The 16,098-nt window shown below is 61.6% G+C and carries 14 protein-coding genes; 4 read left to right on the forward strand and 10 right to left on the reverse strand.

Going from position 1 to position 16,098, the window contains the following annotated elements; translation table 11 throughout:
* Window positions 1-310 precede the first annotated feature (310 nt).
* Together CAF73_RS26730 and CAF73_RS26735 are read left to right on the forward strand one after the other, a co-directional pair.
* Window positions 311-733: a phasin family protein gene (locus CAF73_RS26730; protein ID WP_085698102.1), complete on the forward strand. Its 423-nt coding sequence runs from the start codon at window positions 311-313 to the stop codon at window positions 731-733.
* A gap of 10 nt (window positions 734-743) precedes the next feature.
* Window positions 744-1,607 carry a phasin family protein gene (locus tag CAF73_RS26735; RefSeq protein ID WP_085698103.1) on the forward strand — a complete coding sequence of 288 codons (864 nt, stop codon included), beginning with the start codon at window positions 744-746 and terminating at the stop codon, window positions 1,605-1,607.
* A gap of 100 nt (window positions 1,608-1,707) precedes the next feature.
* On the opposite strand, the gene CAF73_RS26740 is transcribed toward CAF73_RS26735, so the two are convergent.
* The 10 genes from CAF73_RS26740 to CAF73_RS26790 all read right to left on the reverse strand — a co-directional run bounded on the left by CAF73_RS26740 (window position 1,708) and on the right by CAF73_RS26790 (window position 14,689).
* Window positions 1,708-2,328 (reverse strand): TetR/AcrR family transcriptional regulator, encoded by a 621-nt coding sequence (locus CAF73_RS26740; RefSeq protein ID WP_085704926.1) that lies wholly within the window; start codon window positions 2,326-2,328, stop codon window positions 1,708-1,710.
* Between the two features lie 27 nt (window positions 2,329-2,355).
* Window positions 2,356-4,038, reverse strand: coding sequence for a class II poly(R)-hydroxyalkanoic acid synthase (gene phaC / locus CAF73_RS26745; protein WP_085704928.1), 1,683 nt, complete (start codon window positions 4,036-4,038; stop codon window positions 2,356-2,358).
* Window positions 4,039-4,189: 151 nt separating this feature from the next.
* Window positions 4,190-5,044 carry a poly(3-hydroxyalkanoate) depolymerase gene (gene phaZ / locus CAF73_RS26750; protein WP_007952412.1) on the reverse strand — a complete coding sequence of 285 codons (855 nt, stop codon included), beginning with the start codon at window positions 5,042-5,044 and terminating at the stop codon, window positions 4,190-4,192.
* A gap of 154 nt (window positions 5,045-5,198) precedes the next feature.
* A complete protein-coding gene (phaC, locus tag CAF73_RS26755) occupies window positions 5,199-6,878 on the reverse strand; it encodes a class II poly(R)-hydroxyalkanoic acid synthase (protein WP_085698106.1) in 1,680 nt (559 codons plus the stop codon).
* Between the two features lie 257 nt (window positions 6,879-7,135).
* Window positions 7,136-7,513, reverse strand: coding sequence for a gamma-butyrobetaine hydroxylase-like domain-containing protein (locus CAF73_RS26760; protein WP_085698107.1), 378 nt, complete (start codon window positions 7,511-7,513; stop codon window positions 7,136-7,138).
* Window positions 7,514-7,666: 153 nt separating this feature from the next.
* Window positions 7,667-9,004, reverse strand: a complete 1,338-nt coding sequence (hslU, locus tag CAF73_RS26765; protein ID WP_085704930.1) for an ATP-dependent protease ATPase subunit HslU — start codon at window positions 9,002-9,004, stop codon at window positions 7,667-7,669.
* Between the two features lie 55 nt (window positions 9,005-9,059).
* Entirely contained in the window at window positions 9,060-9,590 is a 531-nt protein-coding gene (hslV, locus tag CAF73_RS26770; RefSeq protein ID WP_039772440.1) for an ATP-dependent protease subunit HslV, read from the reverse strand.
* 258 nt (window positions 9,591-9,848) lie between these two features.
* Complete coding sequence (locus CAF73_RS26780; protein ID WP_085704932.1) at window positions 9,849-10,565, reverse strand: SPOR domain-containing protein; 717 nt, start codon at window positions 10,563-10,565, stop codon at window positions 9,849-9,851.
* A gap of 1 nt (window position 10,566) precedes the next feature.
* Entirely contained in the window at window positions 10,567-12,303 is a 1,737-nt protein-coding gene (argS, locus tag CAF73_RS26785) for an arginine--tRNA ligase (RefSeq protein WP_085704997.1), read from the reverse strand.
* A 166-nt stretch (window positions 12,304-12,469) separates the two neighbouring features.
* The gene (locus tag CAF73_RS26790) at window positions 12,470-14,689 is read right to left on the reverse strand and encodes a primosomal protein N' (protein WP_085704934.1); all 2,220 of its coding nucleotides are present in this window, start codon (window positions 14,687-14,689) and stop codon (window positions 12,470-12,472) included.
* 284 nt (window positions 14,690-14,973) lie between these two features.
* Here CAF73_RS26790 and rpmE point away from each other — a divergent pair, with 284 nt between their 5' ends.
* Window positions 14,974-15,192: a 50S ribosomal protein L31 gene (gene rpmE / locus CAF73_RS26795; RefSeq protein ID WP_085698111.1), complete on the forward strand. Its 219-nt coding sequence runs from the start codon at window positions 14,974-14,976 to the stop codon at window positions 15,190-15,192.
* A 41-nt stretch (window positions 15,193-15,233) separates the two neighbouring features.
* A complete protein-coding gene (locus CAF73_RS26800; RefSeq protein WP_085704936.1) occupies window positions 15,234-16,016 on the forward strand; it encodes a thermonuclease family protein in 783 nt (260 codons plus the stop codon).
* Window positions 16,017-16,098: the final 82 nt, after the last annotated feature.

The following is a 16,098-nucleotide window of genomic DNA, read 5'->3' on the forward strand; positions in this document are numbered from 1 at the left end:
GAAATCTCCCACGGATCTGTACTGCGCCAACAGTCAGAATCGAGCCTTGTCCCTCCTCCTCCCTTCAAGTACCAGCATACAAGCGAGCTTGCTCGCGAATGCGGACTGTCTGCTGACTGAAATGTTGGCTGATACAACGCCTTCGTCGGATCGCCGCCCGGAGCAAGCTCGCTCCCACATTTGTTTTGTGGTGTGCCCACCTGTTTATGTCAGTTGTTAGGGTGCCGTTTCTAATTTTTCTCCCTACTTTGTGCCTGAGCCCGACACTTGTCAGGGCAGTTCCTCAAACCTTCTGCGCGTGAGGTGCACCATGGCCAAAGTCATTTTGAAGAAAAAAATCGACGCTTCGACTTCCGCTCTGAGCGACGTCAAATCCTATGCCCGCAAGATCTGGCTGGCAGGCCTGGGTGCCTACACCAAGGTCGGTCAGGAGGGCAGCGAGTACTTTCAAGAGCTGATCAAGGCTGGTCAAACTGTTGAAAAGAAAGGCAAAAAAGCCGTCACCGAAAAACTCGAAGCGGCCAACGCCGAGATCGATGATGCCAAGAGCGAAGTCAGCTCTTTCAAAGGCCGGGTCGAAGTTCAGCTCGACAAGGTCGAGAAGGCGTTCGACACGCGTGTCGCCAGTGCCTTGAATCGTATCGGCATTCCGTCTAAACATGACGTTGAGGCACTCTCTGCTAAGCTCGATGAGCTGACGGCATTGCTCGAACGCGTCGCGCGTAAATCTTAAGGAGAACGGGATGGCTGGTAAAAAGAACACCGATAAAGAAGGCAGCTCGTGGATCGGAAAAGTCGAAGACTATTCCCGCAAGATCTGGCTGGCTGGTTTAGGCGTGTACTCGAAGATCGACACTGACGGCAGCAAACTCTTCGATACATTGGTCAAAGACGGCGAGAAAGCCGAGAAGCTCACCAAGGCTGCAGTCGGCAAGAAAGTTGATGCTGCCAAGGATTCTGCAAGCTCGGCAAAATCGCGCATCAGCGGCGTGAAAGATCGCGCGCTGGGCACCTGGGATCAACTGGAAGGGGCTTTCGACAAGCGCCTGAACAGTGCGATCTCGCGCCTGGGCGTACCGAGCCGCAACGAGGTGAAGGATCTGCACAAGAAGGTCGATACCCTGACCAAACAGATCGAAAAACTCACCGGCCTGAAAGCTCAGCCTGTCGCGGCCAAAACCGCAGCAGCCAAGCCTGCAGCCAAAACCGCTGCCAAGCCACTGGCTAAAGCCGCCAAACCGGCCGCAAAACCAGCAGCCAAAACTGCTGCCGCCAAGCCTGCTGCGAAAGCCGCGGCCAAACCGGTTGCTGCCAAGGCCGCCGCCAAGCCGGCTGCAAAACCAGCCGCCAAACCTGCGGCCAAGCCAGCAGCGAAAACCGCTGCCGCCAAACCCGCTGCCAAGCCTGCCGCCAAACCGGCTGCGGCGAAAAAACCGGCAGTGAAAAAACCGGCCGCGCCGAAAGCCGCTGCGCCGAAAGCTGCAGCACCAAAACCGGTGACCACACCGCAAGCACTGGCAAGCACGTCGAACTCCGCCTCGGCTCCAACCCCGGCGCCTGCTCCGACTGCTGCATCGACTCCGTCGACGCCGACCAGTCAGTCCTGATTTTTCAGGGCTCAAGAAAACGCCCGGCCTGTGAAGGTCGGGCGTTTTTGTCTGGATGATTTGGAAGCCATCCTTCTCCTCAAAGGAGAGGGCTTTGGCGTTATTCGTGATCTTCGAGGTACTGCCGCGCCATTCTCTCCGTCGCCACCTTCACCGGCGGCAACAGGTGTGGCGCCACCAGCATCATGATCTGGTACACCACCAGTCGCACTTCCCCTTCGCGATCGAGAATCCGCTGATAGTCCAGCGAGAACAGCAACGTCATGGTGATCTGCTCCACCAGTTGCCCCAGCGCCTGAGTGTCGCTGACCAGTTGCCCCGACGCCTTCAGCCGCGCCAGCAATGACGCCAGCGTGCGCTTGAGCACGTTGAGGAACTGGCGAATGCCCTTGGCGAGTTTCGGCAGACGTCCGGCCAGGTTCGACAGGTCCTGGAACAGAAAGCGATATTGCGCCAGCCGTTCGACGATCAGGTGCAGGAACAGCCAGTAATCCTCTGGCGCCAGTGCGACATCGGCGGGCGGGTCGAGCAGCGGGGCGAGGTCGTTCTGGAAGCGCTCGAACAATCCGAGAATCAGCGGTTCCTTGCCGTGGAAGTGGTAGTAGAGGTTGCCGGGGCTGATCCCCATTTCATTGGCAACCTCCATGGTGGAGACGTTCGGCTCGCCCTTTTCATTGAACAACTGCAGGGCACATTCGAGGATCCGTTCGCTTGTTTTCATCCAGTCTTCTTAAAGGGCTTGAGTCAGTCAGCGCACACGCACATAGGTGCCGGGTGCCGCTTCCATCGGTGGATAATTGGCGTTGCCGAGGGGCATCTGGGTTTCGCGCAGGGTGCCGGAGCGCTGCTGCACCCACTCCAGCCATTGCGGCCACCAACTGCCGTCGACTTTCCTGGCGTCGTAGTACCAGGCGCGCGGATCACTGCTGAGCTTTCCGTTCTCGACGTAATGGGCTTTCGGGTTGCCCGGCGGGTTAAGGATGCTCTGCACGTGACCGCTGTTGGACAGCACGAAACGCCGCTCACCGCCCAGCAACAGCGTCGAGCGATACACCGCATCCCACGGCGTGATGTGGTCGTTCATGCCGCCCACGCTGAAACTGTCGACCGTGACCTTCTGCAGATCGATCGGCGTGCCGCACACTTCCAGCCCGCCCGGATGGGTCAACGGGTTGTGCTTGAAGAAATCCAGAATGTCGCCGTGAAACGCGGCGGGCAGGCGGGTGCTGTCGTTGTTCCAGTAGAGGATGTCGAACGCCGGCGGCTCCTTGCCCAGCAGGTAGTTGTTGACGAAATAACTCCAGATCAAATCGTTGGGACGCATCCACGCGAACACCTTGGCCATGTCGCGACCGTCCAGCACGCCTTTCTGATAGGAGCGTCGCTTGGCCGCCTCGAGCGTTTGCTCATCGGCGAACAGGGTGGCCGGGGTGTTCATTTCACTGTCGAGCAGGCTCACCAGATAAGTGGCGCTGGAGACCCGCCGCAACTGCCGCTTGGCCTGCAGATGCCCTTGCAGCGCTGCGATGGTCAGCCCGCCGGCGCAGGCGCCCACCAGGTTGACCTCGCGAGCGCCGGTGATCGCCCGGCAGATGTTCATGGCTTCTTCCACGGCTTCGACATAGGTCGAGAGGCCCCATTCGCGATGCCGCACATCCGGGTTGCGCCAACTGATCATGAAGGTCTGCAAGCCGTTCTTCAGCGCAAACTGGACGAAGCTGTTGCTCGGGCTGAGGTCGAAAATGTAGTACTTGTTGATTTGCGGCGGCACCACCAGCAGCGGTTTCGAATACTGTTTTTCGCTCATCGGCCGGTACTGGATCAGCTCGAGCATTTCGTTGCGAAACACCACCGAGCCGGTGGTGGTGGCGACGGTCTTGCCGACTTCGAAAGCCTGTTTGGTGACCTGGCGTGGCAGGCCGTCGTTGTGCAGCAAATCATCGAACAGATGACTGAGACCGCGCACCAGACTGTGGCCGCCGGAGTTGAACAGCTCCTTCACCGCCAGCGGATTGAGCAGGGTGTTGGAGGGCGCCACGGCGTCGTTGAGCAGGGTGAAGGCGAAGTGCGCGCGGGCGCGGTCGTCGTCGCTCATGCTGCTCTCGTCGATCCAGCTCTTGACCTGTTTCTGCCAGGCCAGATAAGCCTGAAGGCTGCGCCGATAGAACGGGTTCAGGCTCCACGCCGGATCGGCGAAGCGGCTGTCCTGCGGATTGGTCGGGTGCAGGGTTTCGCCGAGCAGCACGCGTCCGAGCGCGCCTCCCAGCTTCAAGGCGTGTTTTGCACTGTGGATCGGATTGCGCAGCCCGTAAGCCGCCACGCTGCGCAAGGTCGAGACCAGGTCACGACCGCGCAGGCCGGTCATGGCACTCTGTGCATTGATGAACACGGCGGGGCTGGGCACGACGCCCGTCGCTGGTTTGTCACGCATGACTCAACACTCCTTCGTCTTCAGGCCAGAAACAAACACACCGAACCAGAACACCATAGACGCTGTTGCGGGTTGTTGCCTGCGTGGCTCCCTGCCACGCACCTGTGCGGATGCGTTGCAAAACGCTCTCCAGAAATCCGTGCCGGGAAGGTTATCCGCCCAGCGGTGTCGGGTGCGGATGCATCACCGCACGCTGACGTTCCTCCTGGAGGAACTTCATGATGATCGGCGCCACCGCCTCGGCCCGGGTAATCAGGAACAGATGCCCGTCGTCGATGATGTGCAACTGCGCGTTGGGGATTCGCCAGGCGAGCATGCGCATGTTGATCAGCGGGATCAGCGGGTCGTCATCGCCGGCGAGTACCAGCGTCGGCTGGTGGATCTTGTGCAGCCAGTGAATGCTGGTCCAGCCCAGGCCTGCGAACAGTTGCCAGTAGTAGCCGAGCTTGCCCGCCGAGCGCACCTTGGCCGCATGGCTGGCGGCGAGTGTCGGGTCGCGACGGAACGAGCCGCCGTAGATCATCGGGGCGATGCGGATCACATGGGACGGCTGGATGTAGCGCCGTGGGCTGGCCATCATCCACAGCACTTTCGGCTTGCCCGGCACCATCACCGCACCGGCAGCGGTCGCCGCCAGCACCAGCTTCTTGCAGCGCTCGGGATAGTCGTAGGCGAACTGCTGCGCCAGTGCACCACCCCAGGACACGCCGATCACGTTGACCTGTCCGTAGTCGAGGTAATCGAGCATCCGTGCGGTGAGCTTCGCCAGCCCCGGAAAACGGTACGGTCGGCTCGGCGTCGAGGAACCGCCGACACCGGGCACGTCGAAGGCGATCACTTCCAGATCCGGATCCAGCGCCGCGACAAAAGGAAACACCAGCTCCAGGTTGGCGCCGATGCCGTTGAATATCAGCAAGGGCGTCAAGTGAGGCTTGCCGGGGCGGACCGCCGTGCGGATGGTCTGGCCATCGAGCTCGACGGTTCGAAAGATGAACGGATGCGGCATGCTTCAAGGCCCTGTGGGTGAAATCTCTATCTCATCTTTAACTGTGGGAGCGAGCTTGCTCGCGAAAGCGGCGGATCAGTCGACTTCAATGTTGAATGTCAGTCCGCCTTCGTCGGAACGCCGCCCGGAGCAAGCTCGCTCCCACAGATGTCGGTTACCGCTCGTGAACGTAAGTGCCCGGCGACGCTTCGCCTGCCGGGAACGCCTTGTTGCCCAGCTTCGTCGGTGCCTTTTTCAATTCGCCCGAACGTGCCGCCTGCCAGGCTTGCCAGTGCAGCCACCAGGAATCGGCATGCTTGGTCGAATTTTCCTGCCAGTCATCGGCATTGGCGGTCATTTCGTCGCTGGTCATGTAGCGCGATTTCGGGTTGCCCGGCGGGTTCAGAATGCTCTGGATATGCCCGCTGCTGGACAGCACGAACTCCACCTTGCCGCCAAACAGCTGCGCCGACTTGTAGCAGGACTTCCACGGCGTGATGTGGTCGTTGGTGCCGGCCAGCGAGAAGATGTCGGCCGTGACCTTCTTGAGGTCGATCGGCGTGCCGCACACTTCCAGTGCATCGGGGCGGGTCAATGGATTGTTTTTGAACATCTCGATCAGGTCGCCGTGGAACGCGGCCGGCAGTCGAGTCGTATCGTTGTTCCAGAACAGGATGTCGAACACCGGCGGCTCGTTGCCCAGCAGGTAGTTGTTGACCCAGTAGTTCCAGATCAGATCGTTGGGGCGCATCCAGGCGAAGACCTTGGCCATGTCTTTGCCTTCAAGCACACCGGCCTGATAGGAGTGCCGCTTGGCCATTTCCAGCGTCTGCTCGTCGACGAACAACGCGACGTCGCTGTCGAGCGTGGTATCGAGCACGCTGACCAGCAGAGTCAGGGCATTGACCTTGTTCTCACCCGTCGCCGCATAGTGGCCGAGCAGGGCGGTGCAGGTGATGCCGCCGGAGCAGGCGCCGAGCATGTTGACGTCCTTGCTGCCGGTGATCGCGGTGACCACGTCAACCGCTTCCTTCAAGGCTTCGATGTAAGTCGAGAGGCCCCACTCGCGCTGTTCCTTGGTCGGGTTGCGCCAGCTGACGATGAAGGTCTGCACATTGTTGCGCAGGCAGAAGCGCGCCAGGCTCTTGTCCGGGCTCAGGTCGAAGACGTAGAACTTGTTGATCTGCGGCGGCACCACCAGCAGCGGGCGCTCGTGCACCTGCTCGGTGATCGGCTTGTACTGGATCAGCTCCAGCACGTCGTTGCGAAATACCACCGCGCCTTCGGTCACGCCCAGGCTCTTGCCGACCTCGAACGCGCCCATGTTGACCTGGCTCGGCATGCCGCCGTTGTGCACCAGATCCTTGGCCAGATGCGAGAGACCGTCGAGCAGGCTCTTGCCGCCGGTCTCGAAGAAGCGTTTGACCGCCGCCGGGTTGGCCATGCTGTTGGTCGGCGCCATGGCTTCGGTCATCAGGTTGATCACGAAGTGGCCACGCGCGATGTCCTTGGGCGAGAGGCTGCTGTCGTCGATCCAGGCATGGAGTTCCTTGCGCCATGCCAGATAAGTCTGCAGATAACGTTTGTACAGCGGGTTCTGGCTCCACGCCGGATCGACAAAGCGACGGTCATCGCCCGCCGGTTGCAGTTCCGATTTGCCGAACAGCACGTTCTTCAGTTCGAGGCCGAACCGGGTGACGTGCGTGACGCTATGGATCGGTTGTTTGATGGCCTGGGTCAGCACCATTCGAGCAGAGGCCAGCAGATCCTTTCCGCGAAGCCCAACGACAGGATTCAGCCCCAGGGTGTTCTCCGAGGCCTGGTACTTCAAATCATCGTTATTCTTGTTACTCATCTACGACGCTCCATTGTCCTGAGACGAGTACCCGGTTTCTGCTGTGCAGTTCCACAGCCAATGCCAGGTACTACTGCTCGGGTGACCGTTGATTCTGCATAGCTGCTTTACAGTCGTAGAGCACTGCAGGGAACTTGCCAGTTCCATTGGTTACCCGAGATTGATTTTTTTCGCAAGCAGCCGATCCCGGGCCGCTTTAGCGGAGCATTCAAACAGATGAATCTAGAAAATGCCCTCTAAACAGTCCGAGCCGCGGACTAGAGCATCAGCTTGACGACGGACTGATCCGGGTCGCGGGTTTTGCCGGCGGCTTTGAGTTCGGCCAGATAATCCGCCCAGAGTGCGTCATAACGTCGCCCCAGCTCGTACAGGTAATCCCAGGTGAACAGACCGCTGTCGTGACCGTCGTCGAAGGTCAGTTTCAGTGCGTACTGACCGGCCGGTTCTACCTTGGTCAGGCCGACGTGCAGTTTGCCGAATTGCAGGATCGGTTTGCCGTGGCCCTGGACCTCGGCGGAGGGGGAGTGCACGCGCAGGAATTCGGCGGGCAGGGTGTATTCCTCGCCGGACGCGTATTTGAGCGACAGGGTTTTCGAGGCTTTGTGCAGTTTGATGTCGGTGGGGAGTTGGGTCATGGGCTGGCGTCCGAAGTGTGGGCGACCCTTAAGCAAATGTGGGAGCGAGCTTGCTCGCGAAAGCGGTGTGTCAGACAACATTGATATCGACTGACACGGCCTCTTCGCGAGCAAGCTCGCTCCCACAGGGTCCGCTACTACTGTAAGTATGGCTTACAGGATATAACGGGACAGGTCTTCGTTCTGCGCCAATTCGCCCAGGTGGCTGTTGACGTACTCGGCGTCGATCTGGATAGCCGTGTCATCGTGGGCGCTGGCCAGATCGCCGGCACTGAACGACACCTCTTCCAGCAGACGCTCGAGCAGCGTGTGCAGGCGACGGGCACCGATGTTCTCGGTCTTCTCGTTGACCTGCCAGGCGATCTCCGCCAGACGCTTGATGCCTTCGGGCTGGAACTGGATGTTCAGGCCTTCGGTTTTCAGCAGCGCGCAGTATTGCTCGGTGAGCGAGGCGTGCGGTTCGCTGAGGATGCGTTCGAAATCCTGCGGGCTCAGGGCCTTGAGTTCAACGCGGATCGGCAGACGGCCTTGCAGCTCCGGCACCAGATCGCTCGGCTTGCTCAGGTGGAAAGCACCGGAGGCGATGAACAGGATGTGGTCGGTCTTGACCATGCCCAGCTTGGTGTTGACGGTGCAGCCTTCGATCAGCGGCAGCAGGTCACGTTGCACGCCTTCGCGGGATACATCGGCACCACCGACATTGCCGCGCTTGGCGACCTTGTCGATTTCGTCGATGAACACGATGCCGTGCTGCTCGACCGCTTCCAGGGCCTTGGCCTTCAACTCTTCTTCGTTGACCAGACGACCGGCTTCTTCATCGCGCACCAGTTTCAGCGCTTCCTTGACCTTGAGCTTGCGGGCCTTCTTCTTGCCCTTGCCCATGTTGGCGAACAGGTTCTGCAACTGGTTGGTCATTTCTTCCATGCCCGGAGGCGTGGCGATTTCGATGCCGGCCATTTCGGCGACTTCGATCTCGATTTCCTTGTCGTCCAACTGACCTTCGCGCAGGCGCTTGCGGAACAGTTGGCGAGTGTTGGAATCCTGGGTCGGCGCTTCTTCGTTGCCGAAGCCCATGCGTGCCGGTGGCAGCAGGGCGTCGAGGATACGGTCCTCGGCGGCGTCTTCGGCGCGGTGACGAACGCGGGTCATTTCCTGCTCGCGCAGCATCTTGATTGCGGCATCGGCCAGATCACGGATGATCGATTCGACGTCACGGCCGACGTAGCCGACTTCGGTGAACTTGGTCGCTTCGACCTTGATGAACGGTGCGTTGGCCAGCTTGGCCAGGCGACGGGCGATTTCGGTTTTACCGACACCGGTCGGGCCGATCATCAGGATGTTCTTCGGGGTCACTTCAACGCGCAGCTCTTCAGGCAGCTGCATGCGGCGCCAGCGGTTGCGCAGGGCAATCGCGACAGCGCGCTTGGCATCGTCCTGGCCGATGATGTGGCGGTTGAGTTCGTGGACGATTTCGCGGGGAGTCATGGACATAATAATTGACGGTCCTCAAGCAGAAACAAGCCGTGGCACAGGGGCCGCGTCAGGCTTATTCAGCGAGATCCTGCTCCTCAATGGTCTGGGTGTGGTTGGTGAATACACAGATGTCGCCGGCGATGCCGAGAGCGGTCTCGACGATTTCGCGGGCCGACAGGTCGGTCTTCTTCAGCAGGGCGCTGGCGGCGGCTTGCGCATAGGCGCCACCGGAACCCATGGCGATCAGGCCGTCCTCGGGTTCGACCACGTCACCGTTGCCGGTGATGATCAGGGATGCGTCCTTGTTGGCGACCGCAAGCATCGCTTCGAGGCGGCTCAGGGAGCGGTCGGTGCGCCATTCTTTGGCGAGTTCGACGGCAGCGCGGATCAGGTGGCCCTGATGTTTCTCGAGCTGGCCTTCGAAACGTTCGAACAGGGTGAAGGCGTCGGCGGTGGCACCGGCGAATCCGGCAATGACTTCACCGTGGTACAGGCGACGAACTTTCTTCGCGTTGCCTTTCATCACGGTGTTGCCGAGTGAAACCTGGCCGTCGCCGCCCATGACGACTTTGCCGTGGCGGCGGACTGAAACGATGGTGGTCAAGGGAAGAGTCTCCACACTGCGGGGCGAAAATGCCTTATGCCCACTCATATGGGGGTGGTGGAGAGGATTTCAACTGCGGGGCGGGAGAGGGGACGAGCGGTGGTTTGCGTGGGGTCGTTCCCACGCAAAGCAGCGTGATCGTTCCCACGCTCCGCGCGGGAATGCCTCAATGGACGCTCCGCGTCCCTGCGGCAAGGGATGCGGAGGGTCCCGGGCTACATTCCCACGCAGAGCGTGGGAACGATCAGTGGGGAGTTGTCAGCGGCTCTGGCGTTGTTGTAACAACAGGTTGCTGAAGCCCGCGCCCGCCAGTTGTTTCTGGGCGGTGGTCAGTTGTTCGCGGTTGCTGAACGGGCCGACCAGTACGCGGTACCAGGTTTCATCCTTCACCGTCCCGGATTCAACCGCGACCGCCTGGCCGAGCAGAATGATCTGCGCGCGGACCTTGTCGGCATCCGTCTCTTTGCGGAACGAGCCGGCCTGCAGGAAGAATTTGGTCACCGGTGCAGCCTTGGTCACCGGTGGCGCTGGCGGCGGCGTGATCCCGGCCAGTGCCGCCTGCGCGCGCGCCGTGTCGATCTTCGCCGCTTCGGCCGGGGTCACCGGCGTGGTCGGGATCGCCGGCACTTGTGGCGTCGGCAGGGTTTTCTCCGGCACCGCGTCCGGCGGCACGATCACTTCCGATTCCGGCAGCAGGGTGTAGAAGTCGTACTTCGGCTTCACCGGTTGCGTCGGGCTCGGCGGGGTCTTGTTGGCCTCGGCGATCTTGGTGGCTTTCTGTTGTTGCTGTTGCTCGATTTTCTCGCGCTTGACCGTGTCCCTGCCCTTGCCCGGCTCCAGTTTCATCAGGAACACGATGAACGCGCCAACCGTCAGGCCGATGGCCATCCACAGCCAGCCCGGAATCGGCTGCTTCGCTGGAGCTTGGTAACGGCTGGCGCCACGCTTGGGTGCAGGTTTTTTCTTGGCAGCCAACTTACATGCGCTCCAGGGTTTCCAGGCCGAGCAGTTCCAGGCCTTGCTTGAGGGTACGGCCGGTCAGCGCGGCAAGGCGCAGACGGCTTTGCATTTGTGCCGGAGTTTCGGCGGCGAGGATCGGGCAGTTCTCGTAGAAGCTGGAGAACAGGCCGGCAACATCGTACAGGTAGGTGCACAGAGTGTGTGGCGTGCCCTTTTCCGCAACGTTGTTCAGCACTTCACCGAACTGCGCCAGTTTGGCCGCCAGTTCCTGCTCGTGCGCCGCTTCGAGGACGATCTGGCCGTCGACTTCGCTGAAATCCTTGCCCAGTTTGCGGAACACGCCGGCCACGCGAGTGTAGGCGTACAGCAGGTACGGCGCGGTGTTGCCTTCGAAGTTGAGCATCAGGTCGAAGTTGAAGCTGTAGTCGCTGGTGCGGTGCTTCGACAGGTCGGCGTATTTCACCGCGCCGATGCCGACCACTTTGGCGATCGAGCGAAGTTCGTCTTCGGCCAGCGTCGGGTTCTTTTCCTTTACCAGGTTGTAGGCACGTTCCTGCGCTTCGGTCAGCAGGTCGATCAGCTTCACGGTGCCGCCGTCACGGGTCTTGAACGGACGGCCGTCGGCGCCGTTCATGGTGCCGAAGCCCATGTGCTCCATTTCCATCGGATGGGTCACGAAACCGGCCTTGCGCGCCACGGCGAACACTTGCTGGAAGTGCAGGGCCTGACGCTGGTCGACGAAGTACAGCGCACGGTCGGCCTTGAGTTTGCCGCTGCGGTAGCGCACGGCGGCCAGGTCGGTGGTGGCGTACAGGTAGCCGCCGTCGGCCTTGACGATGATCACCGGCAGCGGCTCGCCTTCGGCGTTCTTGAATTCGTCGAGGAACACGCACTGGGCGCCGTTGCTTTCGACCAGCATGCCGGCGGCTTTCAGGTCGTTGACCACGTTGATCAGGTCGTCGTTGTAGGCGCTTTCGCCCATCACGTCGGCCATGGTCAGTTTGACGTTGAGCAGTTCGTAGATCTTCTGGCAGTGCGACAGCGAGATGTCCTTGAACTTGGTCCACAGCGCCAGGCACTCGGCATCGCCGGCCTGCAGCTTGACCACCAGGCCACGGGCGCGGTCGGCGAATTCCGGGGACTCGTCGAAGCGCTGCTTGGCGGCGCGGTAGAAGTTTTCCAGGTCCGACAGCTCGTCGCTGGTGATCGGGTTTTCCTGCAGGTACGCCATCAGCATGCCGAACTGGGTGCCCCAGTCGCCGACGTGGTTCTGACGGATCACGGTATCGCCGAGAAACTCCAGCACACGGGCCACGCCGTCGCCGATGATGGTCGAGCGCAGGTGACCGACGTGCATCTCTTTGGCCAGGTTCGGCGCCGACAGGTCGACCACGGTGCGTTGCGCCGGGCCGGCCTTGCGCACGCCGACGTGATCGTCGGCCAGGGCGGCGTCGAGGCGCGAGGCCAGCGCCTGGGTGTTCTGGAAGAAATTGATGAAACCAGGGCCGGCGATTTCGGCCTTGGTGACGTTCTCGTCGGCCGGCAGGGCGGCGATGATTTTTTCTGCCAGGTCACGCGGCTTCATGCCCGCAGGCTTGGCCAGCATCATCGCGATGTTGCTGGCGAAATCGCCGTGGGTCTTGTCCCGGGCGTTTTCCACCTGGATCGCCGGCGTCAGGCCTTCAGGCAACACACCTTCGTTGACGAGTTGGGTGAGGGCTTGTTGGATCAGCTGGCGAATGGTGTCTTTCATGGTCTTCTCTTTCGACCGCAAGCGCGGCGGCGCATCGATGCGCGGGTGGAAAAACTGGGCATTATCCGTTGCGAAGACGGGCTTGCCAACCTTAGCAGGCAGGATGTGGATGTGTGGTGACAATTCGTCAGCCATCGCTGGCTTGCCAGCGATAGCAATCGATCAATCAATACAAGTCGACGGGGTCGACATCCAGCGACCAGCGCACCGCCCGGCCGCTCGGCATCTGTTCCAGCACCAGCAGCCAGCTCGCCAGCAATCGGTGCAGCGGCGCCCGGGCCGTGGCCTGCAACAGCAGCTGCGCGCGGAAGCGCCCGGCGCGGCGCTCCATTGGCGCTGGCACCGGTCCCAGCAGTTCGATCCCGCTCAGGTTCTGTTCGGCCAGCAAACGCTCGGCCTCGCTGCACGCTTCATCAAGAAAGCCTTCGGCCTGCCCCGGCTTGTGCGCTTCGGCGCGCAGCAGGGCGAGGTGGGCGAACGGCGGCAGGCCGGCGGCGCGGCGTTCGCTCAGGGCCTGCTCGGCGAAGGCGAAGTAACCCTGCTCGGTCAGTTGCACCAATAAAGGATGGTCGGCCAGATGCGTCTGGATGATCACCTTGCCCGGCTCTTCCGCCCGCCCGGCGCGTCCGGCGACCTGCACGATCAGTTGTGCCATGCGCTCGCTGGCGCGAAAGTCGCCGGAGAACAGTCCGCCGTCGGCATCAAGGATTGACACCAGCGTCACCCGAGGAAAGTGGTGACCCTTGGCCAACATCTGGGTGCCGACCAGAATGCACGGCTGGCCTTTCTGGATGGTGGCGAACAACTGGTTCATCGCGTCCTTGCGCGAGGTGCTGTCCCGGTCGACGCGCAGCACCGGATAGTCCGGGAACAGAATCGCCAGCCGTTCTTCGGCGCGCTCGGTGCCGGCGCCCACCGGCCGCAGATCGACCTTGTTGCACTTCGGGCATTGGCGCGGCACTCGCTCGACGTAACCGCAATGGTGGCAGCGCAATTCGCCATAGCGCTGATGCACGGTCATCCGCGCATCACAGCGCTGGCACTCGGACATCCAGCCGCAGTCGTGGCACAGCAAGGTCGGGGCAAACCCGCGGCGGTTGAGGAACACCAATACCTGCTGGCCGGCGGCGAGGGTCTGGCCGATGGCTTGTTGCATCGGTCCGGAAATACCACTGTCCAGCGGGCGACTTTTTACATCCAGGCGCAGGAATCGTGGCGGCTTGGCACCGCCAGCGCGTTCGTTCATTCGCAGCAGTCCGTAGCGACCGGTGTAGGCGTTGTGCAGGCTTTCCAGCGATGGCGTGGCGGAACCGAGCACGATCGGGATGTTTTCCTGGCGCGCCCGTACCAGCGCCAGATCCCGCGCGTGGTAGCGCAGGCCTTCCTGCTGTTTATAGGAACCGTCGTGTTCTTCGTCGATGATGATCAGCCCCGGATTCTTCATCGGGGTGAACAGCGCCGAGCGGGTGCCGATAATAATGTCGGCCTCGCCATCGCGGGCGGCAAGCCAGGCATCCAGACGATCACGATCGTTGACCGCCGAGTGCAGCAGGGCGATGCGCGCGTTGAAACGTTGTTCGAAACGGGCGAGGGTCTGCGGGCCGAGGTTGATCTCCGGTATCAGCACCAGCGCCTGCTTGCCGGCCTCGAGGGTTTCGCGGATCAACTGCAAATAGACTTCGGTCTTGCCGCTGCCGGTAACCCCGGCCAGCAGGAACGCGTGATAACTGTCGAACCCGGCGCGAATCGCTTCATAGGCGGCGCGCTGCTCGCCGTTGAGCGGCAGTTCGGGCTGGGCCAGCCAGTGTTCGTGGCGCGCGCCGGGGGCGTGGCGGCGCACTTCGACCTGCACCAGATCCTTGGCCAGCAGCAGATCGAGGCTGTCCTTGCTCAGCATCAGTTTGCTCAGCAACTGATGGGCGACGCCATGAGGGTGCTGGGCCAGCGTCGCCAGGGCTTCACGCTGGCGCGGGGCGCGGGCGATGCGCGGGTCATCGAGGCTGGCGCCGGGAGTCGCCGACCAGAAACGTTCCTGACGGGCCTCGGCCAGTTCGCCCTGACGCAGCAGCACCGGCAGCGCCCAGCTCAGGGTATCGCCGAGGCTGTGCTGATAATACTGGGCGGTCCACAGGCAAAGCTTGAACAGCGCCGGCGGCAGCGGTGCGGTGGCGTCGAGCAGGGCGAGCGCCGGTTTGAGCTTCTCCAACGGGACTTCGCTGGTGTCAGTGACCTCCACCAGAATCCCGATCATCTCCCGCCGGCCAAACGGCACCCGCAGGCGCATGCCCGGTTGCAACTGCGAACGCAGCACGCCGGCCGGGGCCCGATAGTCGAACAGGCGGCGCAGGGGCGAAGGCAGGGCGAGGCGCAGAATAGCGTCGGGCACGCGGGGGATTCTCGATAGCAACGATAAAAGGGATTGGTATTCAATCTGTGGGAGCGAGGCTGCTCGCGAAAACGGTGCGTCAGGCGGCTGATATGTTGCTGACAGATCGCCTTCGAGAGCAAGCTCGCTCCCACAGGGATCGCGCAATGGGCCGGGAGCCTAGCAGACGGTCGGTCTCAGTGACAGCTTGCGTGATCGGGATTGTCTGGTAGAATCCGCGGCCTAATTACGTGCGGTATTCAACAATCGTGTTGGATGGCGGCACGCCAGCTGAGGAAAAAACCATGAAAGCCGATATCCACCCGAATTACCCAGTAGTTGCAGTAACTTGCAGCTGCGGCAACAAGTTCGAAACCCGTTCGACCTTCGGCAAAGCCCTGGCGGTCGACGTTTGCAACGAGTGCCACCCGTTCTACACCGGTAAGCAGAAGACTCTGGACACCGGTGGTCGCGTTCAGAAGTTCGCCGACCGTTTCGGTGCTTTCGGCGCGAAAAAGGCCTAAGGCCCTTCATTCTGGAAAACCTCAGCGGATTTTCCGGTCTGATGAAAAAGGCGTCCCTTGCGGGCGCCTTTTTTGTGTCCGCGATTTGGCTCTCCGCCGCCCAGGCCTTCTGCCCGGCACCGTCTGGTCTGGACGGTGCCACGGTGCAGCGGGTGGTCGACGGCGACACCCTGCGCCTGAGCGACGGGCGCAATGTGCGGATGATCGGCCTTAATACGCCCGAACTCGGCAAGCAGGGTCGTAGCGACGAGCCGTTTGCAGTGGTTGCGCGCAAGCGTCTCGAAGCGCTGGTCGCCGAGAGCGACGGGCGGGTTGGTCTGCACCTTGGCACCCAGCCCAAAGACCATTACGGCCGAACCCTGGCCCACGTTTTCAGCGCCAAGGGTGAGAACCTCGAAGCGCAAATGCTCGCCGATGGTCTCGGTTTCCAGGTCGCGGTGGCGCCGAATGTCGATCTGATCGATTGCCAGCAAGCTGCCGAGCGCCGTGCGCGACAGGCCGGGCTCGGCCTGTGGAGGCGCTCACCTGTACTGAAAGCAGAGCAGATCGAGCGCTCTGGTTTCGCGCTGGTCAGTGGTCGTGTGAGCAAAGTTCAGCGCAATCGTGGCGGAATCTGGATCGAGTTGCAGGACAAGCTTGTACTGCGCGTTGCACCCAATCTGCTGGATCGCTTCGATGTCGCCGCTCTGCAGGCGTTGAAGGGCAAGCAGATCGAGGCCCGTGGCTGGGTGGTGGACCGTTCCCGGCGCGGTGGGCTGAATTCAGGTCAGGCGCGCTGGCTGTTGCCGTTGACCGATCCTTCGATGCTTCAGCCGTCCCGCTGAATAAAAAGTTGTAGACATTTTTTCTGTCGATTGTGAACAGTCCAGCCCTTGTACGCCGTGGCTCTTGGCCCAAAGTCGTAGG

The organism is Pseudomonas sp. B15(2017) (assembly GCF_002113215.1).
GTDB lineage: Bacteria > Pseudomonadota > Gammaproteobacteria > Pseudomonadales > Pseudomonadaceae > Aquipseudomonas.

Bases quoted from the DNA above. Each gene is read 5' to 3' on its own strand.
- CAF73_RS26800 (WP_085704936.1), top strand. From the start codon at position 15,234: ATGAAAAAGGCGTCCCTTGCGGGCGCCTTTTTTGTGTCCGCGATTTGG.
- CAF73_RS26760 (WP_085698107.1), bottom strand. From the start codon at position 7,513: ATGACCCAACTCCCCACCGACATCAAACTGCACAAAGCCTCGAAAACC.
- phaC (WP_085704928.1), bottom strand. From the start codon at position 4,038: ATGCGTGACAAACCAGCGACGGGCGTCGTGCCCAGCCCCGCCGTGTTC.
- CAF73_RS26730 (WP_085698102.1), top strand. From the start codon at position 311: ATGGCCAAAGTCATTTTGAAGAAAAAAATCGACGCTTCGACTTCCGCT.
- rpmE (WP_085698111.1), top strand. From the start codon at position 14,974: ATGAAAGCCGATATCCACCCGAATTACCCAGTAGTTGCAGTAACTTGC.
- argS (WP_085704997.1), bottom strand. From the start codon at position 12,303: ATGAAAGACACCATTCGCCAGCTGATCCAACAAGCCCTCACCCAACTC.
- CAF73_RS26740 (WP_085704926.1), bottom strand. From the start codon at position 2,328: ATGAAAACAAGCGAACGGATCCTCGAATGTGCCCTGCAGTTGTTCAAT.
- CAF73_RS26735 (WP_085698103.1), top strand. From the start codon at position 744: ATGGCTGGTAAAAAGAACACCGATAAAGAAGGCAGCTCGTGGATCGGA.
- phaC (WP_085698106.1), bottom strand. From the start codon at position 6,878: ATGAGTAACAAGAATAACGATGATTTGAAGTACCAGGCCTCGGAGAAC.
- phaZ (WP_007952412.1), bottom strand. From the start codon at position 5,044: ATGCCGCATCCGTTCATCTTTCGAACCGTCGAGCTCGATGGCCAGACC.
- hslU (WP_085704930.1), bottom strand. From the start codon at position 9,004: ATGTCCATGACTCCCCGCGAAATCGTCCACGAACTCAACCGCCACATC.